The sequence below is a fragment of the Pseudomonas sp. TE21394 genome, assembly GCF_054057835.1.
The window spans coordinates 648,624-665,986 of the sequence record NZ_JBSRZR010000001.1 but is presented as its reverse complement, the minus strand read 5'-3'; the positions used below and the strand labels follow the sequence as shown (position 1 = coordinate 665,986).

15 protein-coding genes are annotated in these 17,363 nt (G+C 62.9%); 14 read left to right on the top strand and 1 reads right to left on the bottom strand.

The features are described from left to right. The first annotated feature begins 34 nt into the window (after positions 1-34). The 14 genes from ACVWZT_RS03080 (at position 35) to ispD (ending at position 16,308) form a co-directional block, all read left to right on the top strand. Positions 35-538, top strand: a complete 504-nt coding sequence (locus ACVWZT_RS03080) for an OmpH family outer membrane protein (RefSeq protein ID WP_015269197.1) — start codon at positions 35-37, stop codon at positions 536-538. Position 539: 1 nt separating this feature from the next. Further along, positions 540-1,595, top strand: a complete 1,056-nt coding sequence (gene lpxD / locus ACVWZT_RS03075) for a UDP-3-O-(3-hydroxymyristoyl)glucosamine N-acyltransferase (RefSeq protein ID WP_289134597.1) — start codon at positions 540-542, stop codon at positions 1,593-1,595. A gap of 113 nt (positions 1,596-1,708) precedes the next feature. Beyond that, on the top strand, positions 1,709-2,149 hold the full coding sequence (fabZ, locus tag ACVWZT_RS03070) for a 3-hydroxyacyl-ACP dehydratase FabZ (protein ID WP_051097422.1): 441 nt from the start codon (positions 1,709-1,711) through the stop codon (positions 2,147-2,149). Then, the gene (gene lpxA / locus ACVWZT_RS03065) at positions 2,146-2,922 is read left to right on the top strand and encodes an acyl-ACP--UDP-N-acetylglucosamine O-acyltransferase (RefSeq protein ID WP_296233615.1); all 777 of its coding nucleotides are present in this window, start codon (positions 2,146-2,148) and stop codon (positions 2,920-2,922) included. The genes fabZ and lpxA overlap by 4 nt, the downstream gene beginning before the upstream one ends. Before the next feature lies 1 nt (position 2,923). After that, positions 2,924-4,051 carry a lipid-A-disaccharide synthase gene (gene lpxB, locus ACVWZT_RS03060; protein WP_457468095.1) on the top strand — a complete coding sequence of 376 codons (1,128 nt, stop codon included), beginning with the start codon at positions 2,924-2,926 and terminating at the stop codon, positions 4,049-4,051. Between the two features lies 1 nt (position 4,052). Beyond that, on the top strand, positions 4,053-4,676 hold the full coding sequence (gene rnhB, locus ACVWZT_RS03055; RefSeq protein ID WP_296233619.1) for a ribonuclease HII: 624 nt from the start codon (positions 4,053-4,055) through the stop codon (positions 4,674-4,676). A gap of 271 nt (positions 4,677-4,947) precedes the next feature. Next, positions 4,948-8,472 (top strand): DNA polymerase III subunit alpha, encoded by a 3,525-nt coding sequence (dnaE, locus tag ACVWZT_RS03050; RefSeq protein WP_457468093.1) that lies wholly within the window; start codon positions 4,948-4,950, stop codon positions 8,470-8,472. A gap of 107 nt (positions 8,473-8,579) precedes the next feature. Further along, positions 8,580-9,527 (top strand): acetyl-CoA carboxylase carboxyl transferase subunit alpha, encoded by a 948-nt coding sequence (accA, locus tag ACVWZT_RS03045; RefSeq protein ID WP_289134586.1) that lies wholly within the window; start codon positions 8,580-8,582, stop codon positions 9,525-9,527. A 154-nt stretch (positions 9,528-9,681) separates the two neighbouring features. Next, positions 9,682-10,965, top strand: a complete 1,284-nt coding sequence (gene tilS, locus ACVWZT_RS03040) for a tRNA lysidine(34) synthetase TilS (protein ID WP_457468091.1) — start codon at positions 9,682-9,684, stop codon at positions 10,963-10,965. A gap of 269 nt (positions 10,966-11,234) precedes the next feature. Continuing rightward, on the top strand, positions 11,235-12,863 hold the full coding sequence (locus ACVWZT_RS03035) for a CTP synthase (RefSeq protein ID WP_225776626.1): 1,629 nt from the start codon (positions 11,235-11,237) through the stop codon (positions 12,861-12,863). A 3-nt stretch (positions 12,864-12,866) separates the two neighbouring features. Next, positions 12,867-13,712: a 3-deoxy-8-phosphooctulonate synthase gene (kdsA, locus tag ACVWZT_RS03030; protein ID WP_170028661.1), complete on the top strand. Its 846-nt coding sequence runs from the start codon at positions 12,867-12,869 to the stop codon at positions 13,710-13,712. A gap of 152 nt (positions 13,713-13,864) precedes the next feature. Continuing rightward, on the top strand, positions 13,865-15,154 hold the full coding sequence (gene eno / locus ACVWZT_RS03025; protein ID WP_170028662.1) for a phosphopyruvate hydratase: 1,290 nt from the start codon (positions 13,865-13,867) through the stop codon (positions 15,152-15,154). 168 nt (positions 15,155-15,322) lie between these two features. Then, entirely contained in the window at positions 15,323-15,604 is a 282-nt protein-coding gene (ftsB, locus tag ACVWZT_RS03020) for a cell division protein FtsB (protein WP_004375443.1), read from the top strand. Beyond that, complete coding sequence (gene ispD, locus ACVWZT_RS03015) at positions 15,601-16,308, top strand: 2-C-methyl-D-erythritol 4-phosphate cytidylyltransferase (RefSeq protein WP_296233629.1); 708 nt, start codon at positions 15,601-15,603, stop codon at positions 16,306-16,308. Before ftsB ends, ispD begins: the two co-directional genes overlap by 4 nt. A 70-nt stretch (positions 16,309-16,378) precedes the next feature. Here ispD and ACVWZT_RS03010 read toward each other — a convergent pair whose 3' ends face one another. Continuing rightward, the gene (locus ACVWZT_RS03010) at positions 16,379-17,275 is read right to left on the bottom strand and encodes a LysR substrate-binding domain-containing protein (protein ID WP_296233631.1); all 897 of its coding nucleotides are present in this window, start codon (positions 17,273-17,275) and stop codon (positions 16,379-16,381) included. Positions 17,276-17,363: the final 88 nt, after the last annotated feature.

The following is a 17,363-nucleotide window of genomic DNA, read 5'->3' as shown; positions in this document are numbered from 1 at the left end:
CGCTTAACGACAACGGTTTATCCAGGAGTGCATCGTGCGTAAGTTGACTCAACTGGCCGTAGTGGCCGCGGCGCTGGTCGCCACCCCGGCTTTCGCCGAAATGAAGGTTGCCGTCCTGAACTATCAGATGGCCCTGCTGGAATCGGACGCCGCCAAGAAATACGCGGTGGATGCCGAGAAGAAGTTCGGCCCGCAACTGACCAAGCTGAAAAGCCTGGAAAGCAGCGCCAAGGGTATCCAGGACCGCCTGATCAAAGGCGGCGACAAGATGCAGCAGCAGGAGCGTGAGCGCCTGGAGCTCGAGTTCAAGCAGAAGGCTCGTGACTTCCAGTTCCAGTCCAAGGAGCTGAACGAAGCCAAGGCCGTTGCCGACCGCGACATGCTCAAGCAGCTGAAGCCCAAGCTGGATGGCGCAGTCGAGGAAGTGATCAAGAAGGGTGGTTATGACCTGGTCCTCGAGCGTGGTGCGGTCATCGATGTCAAACCTCAGTACGACATCACCCGCCAAGTCATCGAGCGCATGAACCAAGCCCGTTGATATGACCGTGACCATGACGCTAGGCCAGCTGGCCGAGGCTCTCGGCGCCACCCTCAAGGGCCCCGAGGCGCTGCAGATTACCGGGCTGGCCACCTTGCAGGAGGCAGGCCCCGGTCAGTTGAGCTTCCTCGCCAACCCGCAATATCGCAAATACCTGGACAACAGCCAGGCGGCCGCGGTGCTGCTCAAGGCGGCGGATGCCGAAGGCTTTGCCGGCAACGCACTGATCGTGGCCGATCCGTACCTGGCCTACGCACGTATTTCCCACCTGTTCGATCCCAAACCCAAGGCTGTGGCGGGTATTCATCCCAGCGCCGTGGTGGCTGAGGACGCACAGGTGGATGCCAGCGCCAGCATCGGGCCGTTTGCGGTCATCGAAAGCGGCGCGCGTATCGGCGCCAATGTCAGCGTGGGCGCGCACTGCGTGGTCGGTGCCCGTTGCGTGATCGGCGAGGGCGGATGGCTGGCGCCAAGGGTCACTCTGTACCATGACGTGACCATCGGTAAGCGTGTGGTCATTCAGTCGGGGGCGGTGATCGGCGGCGAAGGCTTCGGCTTTGCCAACGAGAAAGGTGTGTGGCGCAAGATCGCCCAGATTGGTGGCGTGACCATCGGTGATGATGTGGAAATCGGCGTCAACACCGCGGTTGACCGTGGTGCATTGTCGGATACGCGCATCGCTGACGGGGTCAAGCTCGACAACCAGATCCAGATCGCCCACAACGTTCAGATCGGTGAGCATACGGCCATGGCCGCCTGCGTCGGTATTTCCGGCAGTACGCGCATCGGCAAGCATTGCACCATCGCCGGCGGTGTCGGCATGGTGGGTCATATCGATGTCTGTGATAACGTTTTCGTGTCCGGAATGACCATGGTGACCCGTTCGATCACCGAACCGGGTGCCTATTCTTCCGGCACTGCCATGCAGCCATTGGCTGAATGGCGCAAGAGCGCCGCGCGTATCCGCCACCTGGACGACATGGCCAAGCGTCTCCAGCAGCTGGAAAAACGCGTCGATACCGTGACCTCAGGTGGCCAGCCGACATCAGAAGGCTGATACCATTCCCTGAGCAAGAGTGAACAGTCGCTAGCTGGCTTCTCTTTGGATTGCAAAAGGAGCGTGTGGTCAGCACCTGCGCTCCCTATTCTTATTACAGGCTTCCCCCCGAAATGATGGACATCAACGAGATTCGCGAATACCTGCCTCACCGTTACCCGTTCCTGCTGGTGGACCGTGTAACGGATCTGGACTTCGAGGCCCAGAGCATTCGTGCCTACAAGAATGTCAGCATCAACGAGCCATTCTTCAATGGACATTTTCCGGCGCACCCGATCATGCCCGGTGTTCTGATCATCGAAGCCATGGCCCAGGCAGCCGGTATCCTTGGTTTCAAGATGCTCGACGCCAAGCCGGCCGATGGCACCCTGTACTACTTCGTCGGTTCCGACAAACTGCGCTTCCGTCAGCCGGTGCTGCCGGGTGACCAGCTGGTGCTGGAAGCCAGGTTCCTCAGCCGCAAGAGCATGATCTGGAAGTTCGAGTGCCGTGCGCTGGTCGACGGCAAGCCGGTTTGTTCGGCCGAGATCACTTGCGCGGAACGCTCCCTATGAATTCGATTGATCCTCGGGCCATTATCGATCCATCGGCCAAACTGGCCGATGGCGTCGAGGTCGGCCCCTGGTCGATCGTAGGCCCCGATGTGGAAATCGGGGAGGGCACCGTTATCGGCCCGCATGTTGTGCTCAAAGGGCCGACCCGCATCGGCAAGCACAACCGTATCTTTCAGTTTTCCTCGATCGGCGAAGACACCCCGGACCTGAAGTACAAGGGTGAGCCGACGCGCCTGGTGATCGGTGACCATAACGTCATCCGTGAAGGGGTGACCATCCACCGCGGCACCGTCCAGGACCGCGCGGAAACCACCGTGGGCGACCACAACCTGATCATGGCCTATGCCCACATCGGCCACGATAGCGTCATCGGCAACCACTGCATCCTGGTCAACAACACAGCGCTGGCCGGGCATGTGCACGTGGGCGACTGGGCGATCCTGTCCGGCTATACCCTGGTGCACCAGTACTGCCACATCGGCGCTCATGCGTTTTCCGGCATGGGCACGGCGATCGGCAAGGACGTCCCGGCTTTTGTCACCGTGTTCGGCAGCCCGGCCGAGGCCCGCAGCATGAACTTCGAAGGTATGCGCCGGCGCGGTTTCAGCGACGAAGTCATCCATGTGTTGCGCCGTTGCTACAAGATCGTCTACCGCCAGGGCCTGACCGTCGAAGACGCGCTCAAGGAACTGGCCGAACTGGCTGTGCAGCACCCTGAGGTCGAGCTGTTCCGTCAGTCGATCGTGAATTCTGCCCGCGGCATCACCCGCTGACATGGCCCGGCTTTGCGTAGCGTTGGTCGCCGGTGAGGCCAGCGGTGACATCCTCGGTTCAGGCTTGATGCGTGCCCTCAAGGCACGCCACCCAGACGTGCGGTTCATCGGCGTCGGCGGCCCGCTGATGGAGGCCGAAGGGTTGCAGTCCTATTTCTCCATGGAGCGCCTGGCCGTCATGGGCCTGGTCGAAGTACTGGGGCGCCTGCGCGAGTTGCTCAAGCGCCGCAAGCTGCTGATCGAAACCCTTGTTGGCGAAAAGCCTGATGTGTTCATCGGCATCGATGCTCCCGATTTCACCCTGAATATCGAGCTGAAGCTGCGCCAGGCCGGCATCAAGACCGTGCACTACGTCAGCCCCTCGGTGTGGGCCTGGCGGCAGAAGCGTGTGCTGAAGATCCGCGAAGGCTGCGACCTGATGCTCACGCTGTTGCCGTTCGAGGCGCGCTTCTATGAGGAAAAGGGTGTGCCGGTGCGCTTCGTTGGCCACCCATTGGCTGACACCATCCCGCTCGTAGCCGACCGTCCGGCGGCGCGCGCCGAGCTTGGCCTGGGCGAGGGGCCGGTAGTGGCACTGATGCCGGGCAGCCGGGGCGGTGAAGTCGGGCGCCTGGGGGCGCTGTTTCTCGATGCCGCCGCACGGCTGTGCCAGCAGGTGCCGGGGGTGCGTTTCGTGCTGCCTTGTGCCAATGCCGCGCGACGCGCGCAGATCGAACAGATGCTCGAAGGGCGCCAGCTGCCGTTGACCCTCCTCGATGGTAAGTCGCACCAGGCCCTGGCGGCCTGCGACGCGGTGCTGATCGCCTCGGGTACCGCTACACTCGAAGCACTGTTGTACAAGCGGCCGATGGTGGTGGCCTACCGCCTGGCGCCGTTGACCTACTGGATCCTCAAGCGCCTGGTCAAAAGCCCTTACGTGTCGCTGCCAAACCTGCTCGCCCAGCGTGCGCTGGTGCCTGAACTGTTGCAGGACGATGCTACCAGCGAAGCGCTGGCCGATACCCTGGCGCCTCTGGTGGCCGACGGCAGCCAGCAGACCGGGCGTTTCGACGAAATTCACCGCACCCTGCGCCGTGACGCCTCGAATCAGGCCGCCGAGGCGGTGCTGGCGCTGTTGAAGGACCGCTGACATGCAGATTGGACTGGATTTCAACCTGGTCGAAGACCTCGTCGCTGGCGTCGACGAGGTGGGCCGTGGCCCGCTGTGCGGCGCGGTGGTGACGGCGGCGGTGATCCTCGACCCGGCGCGCCCGATCCTCGGCCTGAACGATTCGAAGAAACTCACCGAAGCCAGGCGTGAGGCGCTGTTCGATGAGATCTGCGAGAAGGCCCTGAGTTTTTGTATCGCCCGTGCCGAGGTCGAGGAAATAGACCGGTTGAACATCCTCCACGCCACCATGCTGGCCATGCAGCGTGCAGTCGAAGGGCTTCACGTTACGCCGAAACTGGCCCTCATCGATGGCAATCGCTGCCCGAAACTGGCGGTGCCTTCGGCGCCGGTCGTACAGGGTGATGCAAAGGTGCCAGCCATTGCTGCGGCTTCGATCCTGGCCAAGGTGACCCGAGACCGTGAGATGAGCGCATTCGAGCTGATCTATCCGGGCTATGGCATTGGTGGGCACAAGGGCTACCCGACACCGGTGCACCTCGAGGCCCTGGCGCGCTTGGGGCCTACGCCCATTCATCGGCGTTCCTTTGCCCCGGTGCGGGCTGCCTGGGATGCGCGCGAAGGCGTCATGGAATCCCTGATCTGACCTCGGGGCCTGCTTCGCGGATAAATCCTCTTCTGCAGTGGGCGCCGTACCTGTAGATACTCTGTTCGCGATCACCGGCATCGCCGGTGCGATCCGCCGCGTAGCCTGCTCCGCAGGTCTATCCGCGCCCACAGAAACAACGCCAGTGCTGGAGAACAGCGCGACGCGTGTGAGCGCCTTGTGTCGCGACAGGCTGCAACGCAACCCAAAACCTCGCCTCATTTACGCTACAATCCCGCCCTTGTCGTTCAGCACTGCTACAGGATCTTCCATGTCGGTTCCCTTCGTTCACCTGCGCGTCCACTCCGAATTCTCGCTGGTCGACGGCCTGGTGCGGATCAAGCCGCTGGCCAAGGCACTGGCCGGGATGAACATGCCGGCGGTGGCAATCACCGACCAGAGCAACATGTGCTCGCTGGTGAAGTTCTACAAGACCGCCATGGGTGCCGGCATCAAGCCGATCTGCGGTGCCGACCTGTGGCTGGCCGGCGCCGACCCGGAAGCACCGCTGTCGCGGATCTGCTTGCTGGCCATGAACCCGAAGGGCTACCGCAACCTCACCGAGCTGATCTCGCGTGGCTGGACCGACGGCCAGCGCAACGGCCTGGTGATTCTCCAGCGCGAATGGATCGCCCCGGCCAGCGAAGGCCTGATCGCCCTCTCTGCAGGCAAGGAGGGCGACATCGGCATGGCCTTGCTGGCCGGCAAGGACAATGAAGCCGCGGCCCTGCTGCAAGACTGGATGGGCATGTTCCCGGAGCGCTTCTACGTTGAAGTGCAGCGCACCAACCGCGCCCGCGACGAAGAGTACGTGCATGCCGCCGTAGCCCTGGCGGACAAGTTCGGCGCTCCGCTGGTAGCCACCAACGACGTGCGTTTCATCAAGCAGTCCGACTTCGACGCCCATGAAACGCGGGTGTGCATCGGTGAGGGCTGGACCCTCGACGACCCGCGCCGCCCAAGGATGTACAGCGACCAGCAGTACCTGAAGTCGGCTGAGGAAATGGCCGAGCTGTTCAGCGACCTGCCCGACGCCATCGCCAACACTGTCGAGATCGCCAAGCGCTGCAACATCCAGGTACAGCTGGGCAAGTACTTCCTGCCCGACTTCCCCACGCCCAATGGCATGGGTATCGATGACTACCTGCGTCACGTCTCCCACGAAGGCCTGGAAGAGCGCCTGGCGGTGCTGTGGCCGAAAGAGACCACGCCCAATTACGAAGAGAAGCGCCAGGTCTATCTGGACCGCCTGAAGTTCGAACTGGACATCATCATCCAGATGGGTTTCCCCGGTTACTTCCTGATCGTGATGGACTTCATCAAGTGGGCCAAGAACAACGGCGTCCCGGTGGGCCCGGGCCGGGGTTCGGGAGCCGGCTCGCTGGTGGCCTACGTGCTGAAGATCACCGACCTCGACCCGCTGGCCTACGACCTGCTGTTCGAACGTTTCCTCAACCCTGAACGTATTTCCATGCCCGACTTCGACGTCGACTTCTGCATGGACGGGCGTGACCGGGTAATCGACTACGTGGCCGAAACCTATGGCCGCAACGCGGTCAGCCAGATCATCACCTTCGGCACCATGGCCGCCAAGGCGGTGGTGCGTGACGTGGCGCGGGTGCAGGGCAAGTCGTACGGGTTGGCCGACCGCCTGTCGAAGATGATCCCGTTCGAAGTCGGCATGACCTTGGAAAAGGCCTACGAGCAGGAAGAAATCCTCCGCGACTTCCTCAAGGGTGACGAAGATGCCCGCGAGATCTGGGACATGGCCCTGAAGCTCGAAGGCGTGACGCGGGGCACCGGCAAGCATGCCGGTGGTGTGGTGATTGCCCCGACCAAGCTCACCGACTTTTCGCCGATCGCCTGTGATGAAGAGGGTGGCGGCCTGGTAACCCAGTTCGACAAGGACGATGTCGAAGCCGCGGGCCTGGTGAAGTTCGACTTCCTCGGCCTGCGTACCCTGACCATCATCAAGTGGGCCATGGAGATCATCAACCGCGAGCAGGCAAAGAAGAACCTGCCCGAGGTCAACATCGACTTCATCCCGCTGGACGACCGCAAGACCTACGAGCTGTTGCAGAAAGCCGAAACCACGGCGGTGTTCCAGCTTGAATCGCGTGGCATGAAGGAGCTGATCAAGAAGCTCAAGCCCGACTGCCTGGAAGACCTGATCGCCCTGGTGGCACTGTTCCGCCCCGGCCCGCTGCAGTCTGGCATGGTGGACGACTTCATCAACCGCAAGCACGGCCGCGCCGAGCTGGCCTACCCGCACCCGGACTACCAGTACGAAGGCCTGCAGCCGGTGCTGGCGCCAACCTACGGCATCATCCTGTACCAGGAACAGGTGATGCAGATCGCCCAGGTGATGGCTGGCTACACCCTTGGCGGTGCCGACATGCTGCGCCGGGCCATGGGCAAGAAAAAGCCCGAGGAAATGGCCAAGCAGCGCGGCGGCTTCATCGAAGGTTGCGCCAACAACAATATCGATGCGGACCTGGCCGGCAACATCTTCGACCTGGTGGAGAAGTTCGCCGGTTACGGCTTCAACAAATCCCACTCCGCCGCCTATGGCCTGGTGTCCTACCAGACGGCCTGGCTGAAGACCCATTACCCGGCGCCGTTCATGGCCGCGGTGCTGTCTGCGGACATGCACAACACCGACAAGGTGGTGGTGCTGGTAGAAGAAGTACGCAGCATGAAGCTGCGCCTCGACGCACCGGACGTGAACTTCTCCGACTTCAAGTTCACCGTCAACGATGACGGACGCATCGTCTATGGACTGGGCGCCATCAAGGGTGTGGGCGAGGGCCCGGTGGAGGCGATCGTCGAGGCACGTGCCCAGGGCGGCCCGTTCAAGGACCTGTTCGATTTCTGCGAGCGTATCGACCTCAAGCGGGTCAACAAGCGTACCCTCGACGCGCTGATCCGCAGTGGCGCGCTGGACCGTCTGGGCCCGCATTTCCATGACGAGATCAAGGCCTATCACGCCCATATCGACATCAACCGGGCCACCTTGCTGTCGGCGCTGGGCGAAGCCATCAAGGCCGCCGAGCAGGCCGCCCACACCGCGGACAGTGGCCACGTCGACCTGTTTGGCGGCATGTTCGACGCTGCCGATACCGACGTCTACGCCAACCACCGCAAGGTACGCGAGCTGACCCTCAAGGAACGCCTGAAAGGCGAGAAGGACACCCTTGGCCTGTACCTCACCGGCCACCCGATCGATGAGTACGAGGCCGAGATCCGCCGCTTCGCCCGCCAGCGCATCATCGACCTCAAGCCGTCGCGCGACACCCAGACCATCGCCGGCATGATCATCGCCTTGCGGGTGATGAAGAACAAGAAGGGCGACAAGATGGGCTTCGTTACCCTGGATGACCGCTCCGGGCGCATCGAGGCGTCGCTGTTTGCCGATGCCTTCATGGCGGCGCAGTCCTTGCTGCAGACCGATGCCATGGTGGTGGTCGAAGGCGAGGTCAGCAACGACGACTTCTCCGGCGGCCTGCGCCTGCGGGTGAAGCAGGTGATGACCATGGAAGATGCGCGTACCAAGCTGGCCGAGAGCCTGCGCCTGAAGGTGGCCCACGAAGCGCTCAAGGGCGACCGGCTGAAGTGGTTGGGCGAACTGATTACCCGTCACCGTGGTGCTTGCCCGATCACCCTGGAATATACCGGCAGCGACGCCAAGGCCATGCTGCAGTTCGGCGACCAGTGGGCGATCGACCCGGCCGATGGGCTGATCCAGGCACTGCGTGACCAGTTCGGACGTGAGAACGTCTTCCTGCAATATCGTTGAACCGACAAAAAATTTAATCTCGACCTGAATGCGCCTGATCCCTTAAGGTAGGGCGCCAAACGGATCAACCGGCCGGCCGCCTGGCCGTAGACCCAAGACGGATGACTATGAACCCGAATTTTCTCGATTTCGAACAGCCGATTGCCGACCTGCAAGCCAAGATCGAAGGCCTGCGTCTGGTGGGCAACGACAACTCGCTGAACATCAGCGATGAAATTGCCCGTCTGCAAGACAAGAGCAACACCCTGACCGAAAGCATCTTCGGCAACCTGACCAGCTGGCAGATCGCCCGCCTGGCCCGTCATCCACGTCGTCCTTACACCCTGGACTACCTGGAGCATATCTTCACCGAGTTCGAAGAGCTGCACGGCGACCGCCACTTCTCCGACGACGCCGCCATCGTCGGTGGTACCGCCCGCCTGGACGGCAAGCCGGTGATGGTCATCGGTCACCAGAAAGGCCGTGAAGTACGCGAGAAGGTGCGTCGCAACTTCGGCATGCCGCGCCCTGAAGGCTATCGCAAGGCCTGCCGCCTGATGGAAATGGCCGAGCGCTTCAAGATGCCGATCCTGACCTTCATCGACACCCCGGGCGCCTACCCGGGCATCGACGCCGAGGAGCGTAACCAGAGCGAGGCGATCGCCTGGAACCTGCGCGTGATGGCGCGCCTGAAAACGCCGATCATCGCCACCGTGATCGGTGAGGGTGGTTCCGGCGGCGCGCTGGCCATCGGCGTGTGCGACCAGCTGAACATGCTGCAGTACTCCACCTACTCGGTGATCTCGCCGGAAGGCTGTGCGTCAATCCTGTGGAAGACCGCCGACAAGGCCGCCGACGCGGCCGAGGCCATGGGCATCACGGCCGAGCGCCTGAAGAGCCTGAACATCGTCGACAAGGTCATCCAGGAGCCGCTGGGCGGCGCCCACCGTGACCCGGTCAAGATGTCGGAAAGCATCCGTGCCGACCTGGTACAGCAGCTGGACATGCTCGGCAAGCTCGACCACGACGCGCTGCTGGCTCGTCGTTACGAGCGCCTGATGAGCTACGGCGTCTGATTCTCTGATTTGACCCGGGGTCGCTTTGCGGCCCCTGTGGGAGCGGGTTCAGCGGCGAAGAAGGTGACGCGGTGCCTGGCACCAGCTGCGCCCCTGTTCGCGGGGTACACCGCTGCCACAGGGTTCTCGATCTTCCCGGCGATGTGAGGCCCAGATGATCAACCTCACCCCCTGGCTCAGCGCCCGTACCTGGTACGTCGCCTTCTCCGGCGGCCTCGACTCCACTGTGCTCCTGCACCTGCTGGCCGAGCACGCCCGCAACCACGCCACCCCCGCGCTGCGCGCCATCCATATCCACCACGGCTTGCAGCCTGCCGCTGACGCCTGGCCTGCACACTGCCAATCCGTCTGCGACCAGCTCGGTATCGTACTCCAGGTCATCCACGTCCAAATCAGCCCCGGCGCCAGCCTCGAACAGGCCGCCCGCGCCGCCCGCTATGCCGCCTTCAGCCAGAGGCTGGACCCGGGCGATGTCCTGTTCACCGGCCAGCACCGCGACGACCAGGCTGAAACCTTGCTGTTCCGCCTGCTGCGCGGTGCCGGCCTGCGTGGCCTGGCGGCGATGCCGGGGCAACGACGGCTAGGGCAGGGCAACCTGGCCAGGCCTTTGCTGGGGTGGTCCCGCCAACAGTTGCGCGACTACGCCGAGGCGCACCAACTGGCCTGGATCGAAGACCCCTCCAACGCGGACACCCGATTTGCCCGCAACTACCTGCGCGCCGAGGTATTCCCGCACCTGCAGCAGCGTTGGCCACAAGCCAGCCAGAACCTCGCCCGCGCTGCCGAGCACCTGGGTGAAGCCCTGAGTCTGCTGGACGAGCTTGCCCAGGGCGATCTGGCGCTTGCCGAGGAGGGTGCTCCGCTGGCCTGGCCCGGGCTCGATTCGCTCGACCTGGCCGCCCTGGTTGCGCTGTCGCCGGCCCGTCAGCGCAATGCCTTGCAGTACTGGCTGAGTCGGCGTACCCGCTTGCCCGACACCCGGCACTGGGCGGGTTGGGCTGACCTGCGCGATGCCGCCGCCGATGCCCGGCCGGTATGGCGGCTGGGCGATGGGCAGCTGCTGCGCAGCCACGGACGCATCTGGTGGCTGAGCGGCGACTGGCTGCAGCAGCCTGGTGCAGGGCCGACGTGGCCCGATCCCGGCAAGCCCTTGCGGCTGCCGGGTAACGGTAGTGTGCGGCTGGTCGGCGCAGTACCTGTAGGTGACCTGCGCATTGCCTACCGCCAGGGTGGCGAAGTGCTGGACATCCCCGGCCGTGGCCGACGCGAACTCAAGCGCCTGCTCAACGAGCTGCAAGTACCCCACTTCCTGCGCCCGCGCCTGCCATTGCTGTACCAGGGCGAGCGCCTGCTGGCGCTGGCCAACCTGCCCGGCCTGGTACAGGCGGATTGCCAGCTGGATTGGCAGTTGCCGACGAACGCGCAAGGTTTGAGCTGAAGGGTACATTCGGGTAGACTACCCTCCCTTCTTGATACAGCTTCTGTGGGTTCCGCGAAAACACAGGAGTTGCCGATTACCAAGCAGTTTTTTGCTGGGCTGATTCTGAAAATGACGAGCGAGCTCCATGCCGGGGATGCCCCTGGTCTGTACAGACGCGGCAGTTTTTCGAGATGCACTGTGATTGACGCAGGTGATCGGGGGCTTCGGCCTTCCTTCGCTTTCTCCGGCGGCGCTGGCCGCCTTAACGCAGACTTCTAGGGTTTTTCATGACGCGCTACATATTCGTCACGGGCGGTGTTGTTTCTTCATTGGGGAAAGGCATTGCCTCGGCTTCCCTGGCGGCCATCCTGGAAGCGCGGGGCCTGAAGGTCACCATGCTCAAGCTGGATCCGTACATCAACGTCGATCCGGGCACCATGAGCCCGTTCCAGCATGGTGAAGTGTTCGTCACCCACGATGGCGCCGAGACCGACCTCGACCTGGGCCACTACGAGCGGTTCATCCGCACCACCATGACCCAGAACAACAACTTCACCACCGGGCGTATCTACGAGCACGTGCTGCGCAAGGAGCGCCGTGGTGACTACCTGGGCGCGACCATCCAGGTCATCCCGCACATCACCGACGAAATCAAGCGTCGTATCATCAAGGGCGCCGGCGACGCCGACGTGGCCCTGGTGGAAATCGGCGGTACCGTGGGCGACATCGAATCGCAACCGTTCCTCGAGGCCATCCGCCAGCTGCGCGTCGAAGTGGGCTCCAAGCGCGCCATGCTGATGCACCTGACCCTGGTCCCGTACATCGCTACCGCTGGCGAGACCAAGACCAAGCCGACCCAGCACTCGGTCAAGGAGCTGCGCTCCATCGGCCTGCAGCCTGACGTGCTGATCTGCCGCTCCGACCACCCGGTCGATGCCTCGTCGCGTCGCAAGATCGCGCTGTTCACCAACGTTGAAGAGCGTGCGGTAATTTCGCTGGAAGATGTTGACACCATCTACAAGATCCCGGGCGTGCTGCATGCTCAGGGCCTGGACGATTTCGTCGTCGAGCGTTTCGGCCTGCAGTGCAACGGCGCCGACCTGTCCGAGTGGGACAAGGTGGTCGATGCCAAGCTCAACCCGGAGCACGAAGTGACCATTGCCATGGTCGGCAAGTACATGGAACTGCTGGATGCCTACAAGTCGCTGATCGAAGCGATGAGCCACGCTGGCATCACCAACCGCACCAAGGTCAACCTGCGCTACATCGACTCGGAAGACATCGAGAACCAGGGCACCAGCCTGCTCGAAGGCGCCGATGCCATCCTGGTGCCGGGCGGTTTCGGCCTGCGCGGCGTGGAAGGCAAGATTACTGCGGTGCAGTACGCCCGTGAGAACAAGGTGCCGTACCTGGGTATCTGCCTGGGCATGCAGGTGGCGGTGATCGAGTTCGCCCGTAACGTGATGGGCTGGAAAGACGCCAACTCCACCGAGTTCGACCGCAACAGCGGCCACCCGGTGGTCGGCCTGATCACCGAGTGGGCCGATGCCACGGGTGCCGTCGAGACCCGCAGCGAGGCCTCCGACCTGGGTGGCACCATGCGCCTGGGCGCACAGGACTGCCAGCTGATCGCCGGTTCCAAGGTGCACGACTGCTACGGCAAGGACGTGATCACCGAGCGTCACCGCCACCGCTACGAAGTGAACAACAACCTGCTGCCACAACTGGTCGACGCCGGCCTGGTGGTTTCCGGTCGCTCCGAAGACGGTGCGCTGGTGGAAGTGGTCGAGTCCAAGGACCACCCATGGTTCGTCGCCTGCCAGTTCCACCCGGAATTCACCTCGACCCCGCGTGACGGCCACCCGCTGTTCAGCGGTTTCGTCAAGGCAGCCCTGGCTCAGAAGAACAAGGCCTGATCAATGACCCAGAAGATCATCCGCGTCGGTAACATCGAGATCGCCAACGACAAGCCGTTCGTCCTGTTCGGCGGCATGAACGTCCTGGAGTCCCGTGACCTGGCAATGAAGGTCTGCGAAGAGTACGTGCGGGTCACCGAGAAGCTCGGTATTCCGTACGTGTTCAAGGCCAGTTTCGACAAGGCCAACCGCTCGTCGGTAACCTCCTACCGCGGCCCGGGCATGGAAGAAGGCTTGAAGATCTTCGAAGAGATCAAGCGCACCTTCAACGTGCCGGTCATCACCGACGTGCACGAGCCCTACCAGGCCGAGCCGGTGGCCAAGGTGTGCGACATCATCCAGCTGCCGGCCTTCCTGTCGCGGCAGACCGACCTGGTGGTGGCCATGGCCAGGACCGGCGCGGTGATCAACATCAAGAAGGCGCAGTTCCTCGCACCCCAGGAAATGAAACACATCCTGACCAAGTGCGAGGAAGCCGGTAACGACCAGCTGATCCTCTGCGAGCGTGGTTCGAGCTTCGGCTACAACAACCTGGTTGTGGACATGCTCGGCTTCGGCATCATGAAGCAGTTCGAGTACCCGGTGTTCTTCGACGTGACCCACGCCCTGCAGATGCCGGGTGGCCGCGCCGATTCCGCCGGTGGCCGCCGTGCGCAGGTCACCGACCTGGCCAAGGCCGGCATGAGCCAGGGCCTGGCCGGCCTGTTCCTCGAAGCCCACCCCGATCCGGACAACGCCAAGTGCGATGGCCCATGCGCCCTGCGCCTGGACAAACTGGAGCCATTCCTGGCCCAGCTCAAGCAACTGGATGACCTGGTGAAAAGTTTTCCGACGGTAGAAACCGCGTAAAGCTCGATTCTCGGGTAAAGTACCGTCCGATCCACCCCTGACCAGTCGGTCAGGGGTCCCCTTCACTGGGCCTGCCCACTGCACGTCCGCCTGGTGAACGGCAAGATTTCCCAAGCTAAGTTGTTTTCGTCAATTCTGGAGTGCTTACAACAATGGCAAAAATCGTCGACATCAAAGGTCGTGAAGTTCTCGATTCGCGTGGCAACCCCACCGTGGAAGCCGATGTACTGCTCGACAACGGCATCATCGGCAGCGCTTGCGCGCCGTCCGGTGCTTCCACTGGCTCGCGCGAAGCGCTGGAGCTGCGAGATGGCGACAAGAGCCGTTACCTGGGCAAGGGCGTGCTGAAGGCCGTCGCCAACATCAACGGCCCGATCCGTGACCTGCTGCTGGGCAAGGACCCTGCCGACCAGAAGGCCCTGGACCGTGCCATGATCGAGCTCGACGGTACCGAGAACAAGGCCAAGCTGGGCGCCAACGCCATCCTGGCCGTCTCCCTGGCTGCAGCCAAGGCCGCAGCCCAGGACCTGGACCTGCCGCTGTACGCGCACATCGCCAACCTGAACGGTACCCCGGGCCAGTACTCGATGCCGGTTCCGATGATGAACATCATCAACGGTGGCGAGCACGCCGACAACAACGTCGACATCCAGGAATTCATGGTGCAGCCGGTTGGCGCCAAGACCTTCTCCGACGGCCTGCGCATGGGTACCGAAATCTTCCACCACCTCAAAGCCGTGCTGAAGGCCCGTGGCCTGAACACCGCCGTGGGTGACGAAGGTGGTTTCGCCCCGAACCTGGCCTCCAACGAAGACGCCCTGGGCGCCATCGCCGAAGCGGTCGAGAAAGCCGGCTACAAGCTGGGCACCGACGTGACCCTGGCCCTGGACTGCGCGGCGTCGGAGTTCTACGAAGACGGCAAGTACAACCTGTCCGGCGAAGGCAAGTCGTTCGACGCCGAAGGCTTCGCCGAGTACCTCAAAGGCCTGACCGAGCGCTTCCCGATCATTTCGATCGAAGACGGCCTGGACGAGTCCGATTGGGCAGGCTGGAAGATCCTCACTGACAAGATCGGCGCCAAGGTGCAGCTGGTGGGCGACGACCTGTTCGTGACCAACACCAAGATCCTCAAGGAAGGCATCGAGAAGGGCATCGGTAACTCGATCCTGATCAAGTTCAACCAGATCGGCTCGCTGACCGAAACCCTGGAAGCCATCCAGATGGCCAAGGCTGCTGGCTACACCGCGGTGATTTCGCACCGTTCCGGTGAAACCGAAGACTCGACCATCGCCGACCTGGCGGTAGGTACCGCTGCTGGCCAGATCAAGACCGGCTCGCTGTGCCGTTCCGACCGCGTTTCCAAGTACAACCAGCTGCTGCGTATCGAAGAGCAACTGGGTGCCAAGGCGGTTTACCGTGGTCGTGCCGAGTTTCGCGGCTAAGCAAGAGATGGTAAAAAGACAGCAGCCGGAGTTGTAGGGGCTTTCATACCGAAATTCCTACGTTCCAACGGGTTTCTGTCGACGAAGCCTGGCCTCGGCCAGGCTTCGTGCTATTCGAGACCCCGAATCGAACATTCTGCGACGGTCTTTTTTAACCTGGATACCTAGATGCGCAGTCCTTATTGGTTGTTCCTTGTCCTGCTCCTGCTGCTGGGTGGTCTGCAATACCGCCTGTGGGTGGGTAATGGCAGCCTGGCGCAAGTGACCGAGCTGAAGCAGCAGATCGCCGAGCAGCATGCCGAGAACGAGCGCCTGCTTGAGCGAAACCGCGTGCTCGACGCCGAAGTGCTGGAGCTGAAAAAAGGCATGGAGACCGTTGAAGAACGGGCTCGCCACGAATTGGGAATGGTCAAAGAGGGCGAAACCCTCTTCCAGTTACCACAGAAATGATCGATACGTTACCGGCCTTCTGGGCCGTGATTCCTGCTGCGGGCGTTGGTGCCCGCATGGCTGCCGACCGCCCCAAGCAATACCTGGAGCTGGCCGGGCAGACTCTTCTCGAGCATAGCCTTGACTGTTTTCTTGGCCACCCGGCGCTCAACGGCGTGGTGGTCAGTGTTGCCGAACACGATCCCTACTGGCCGACCTTGCGCTGCGCCAGAGACCCGCGCATCCGCCGCGCGGCGGGTGGCCGTGAGCGTGCCGACTCGGTACTCAACGCCTTGCTGATGCTGCATGCCGAAGGGGCAGCGGACAGCGACTGGGTGCTGGTGCACGATGCTGCGCGCCCGAACCTGGCGCGCAGCGACCTGGACAAGCTGCTTTCGGAACTGGCGGACGACCCGGTGGGGGGGCTGCTGGCGGTGCCGGCACGCGATACCCTCAAGCGGGCTGACGCCAGCGGGCGGGTCAGCGCCACGGTTGACCGCAGCACCATCTGGCAGGCCTATACGCCACAGATGTTCCGCCTGGGGGCGCTGCACCGGGCGCTGGCCGAGTGCCTGGTGTCGGATGTGCTGGTGACCGACGAGGCCTCGGCCATTGAATGGTCCGGCCAGGCGCCAAAGCTGGTGGAAGGGCGCAGTGACAACATCAAGGTGACCCGCCCGGAAGACCTCGAATGGTTGCGCCAGCGCTGGGCCGGGCGCCGCTGAATTTCGTACACCTGTACCGGCCCTTTCGCGGGTGAACCCGCGAAGAGGCCTGTGCAGCCAGTACAAGGTTTCAATTCAGGCGATACTCCGGCAACCCTGCCAAGCCTTCCTTCAGGTAATCCACCAACCGTCGTACCTTCGGCGACAGGTGCCGCTGTTGCGGATACAGCGCCCACACTGCCGTGTTCGGCGGCTGGTGCGCTTCCAGCAACGACACCAGGGCACCACTGTTGAGGTGCTCCAGCACGTAATAATCCGGCAGCTGACACAAACCCATGCCCAGCAACGCCGCATCCAGCACTGCCTGACCGCTGTTGCAGCGCCAGTTGCCCTGCACCCGCTGGCTGATCTCACGACCGTCCTGCTGCAGCGCCCACAGGTCCGAGCTGCCCACCAGGCAATTGTGCCGCGCCAGCTCCGACAGGCTGTGAGGCCGTCCATAACGTTCCAGGTAGGCCGGCGAGGCGCATAGGTACATGCGCCTTGGCGCCAGGCGCGTGGCCACCAGCCGAGAGTCGGCCAGCCGGCCCAGGCGGATGGCCAGGTCCATGCCCTCATGCACCAGGTCGAGGGTGTGGTTGCTCAGTTCCACGTCCACCCGCAATTGCGGGTATTGGGCCATGAACCGCGTCACCAGCGGCACGATGAAGCGTTCGCCATAGGCCACCGCGCAGGTCATGCGCAACAGGCCCTTGGGCTCGCTGGCCAGGTCGCCCATGGCGCGCAAGGCTTCCTCGCGGCCATCCTGCAGGCGCTGGCAGTGCTGTAGAAAGGTCTGCCCGGCTTCGCTCAGGGTCACGCGCCGGGTGCTGCGGTACAGCAAGCGGGTCTGCAGGCGTTCTTCCAACCGGGCGATCTGCCGGCTGACATGCGACGAAGAAACCCCCAGGCGTTCGGCAGCCGCAGTGAACTGGCCGGTTTCTGCCACGGCGACGAATTCATCGATGCCTTCCCAGCGGCTGCTCATGGATTATCCCTGCATGGCAATAATGTTTTGTCTTCGGCCGGATTATTCCTCAAATGGCAGTGAATTACACTGCCAGACTGAATCGACC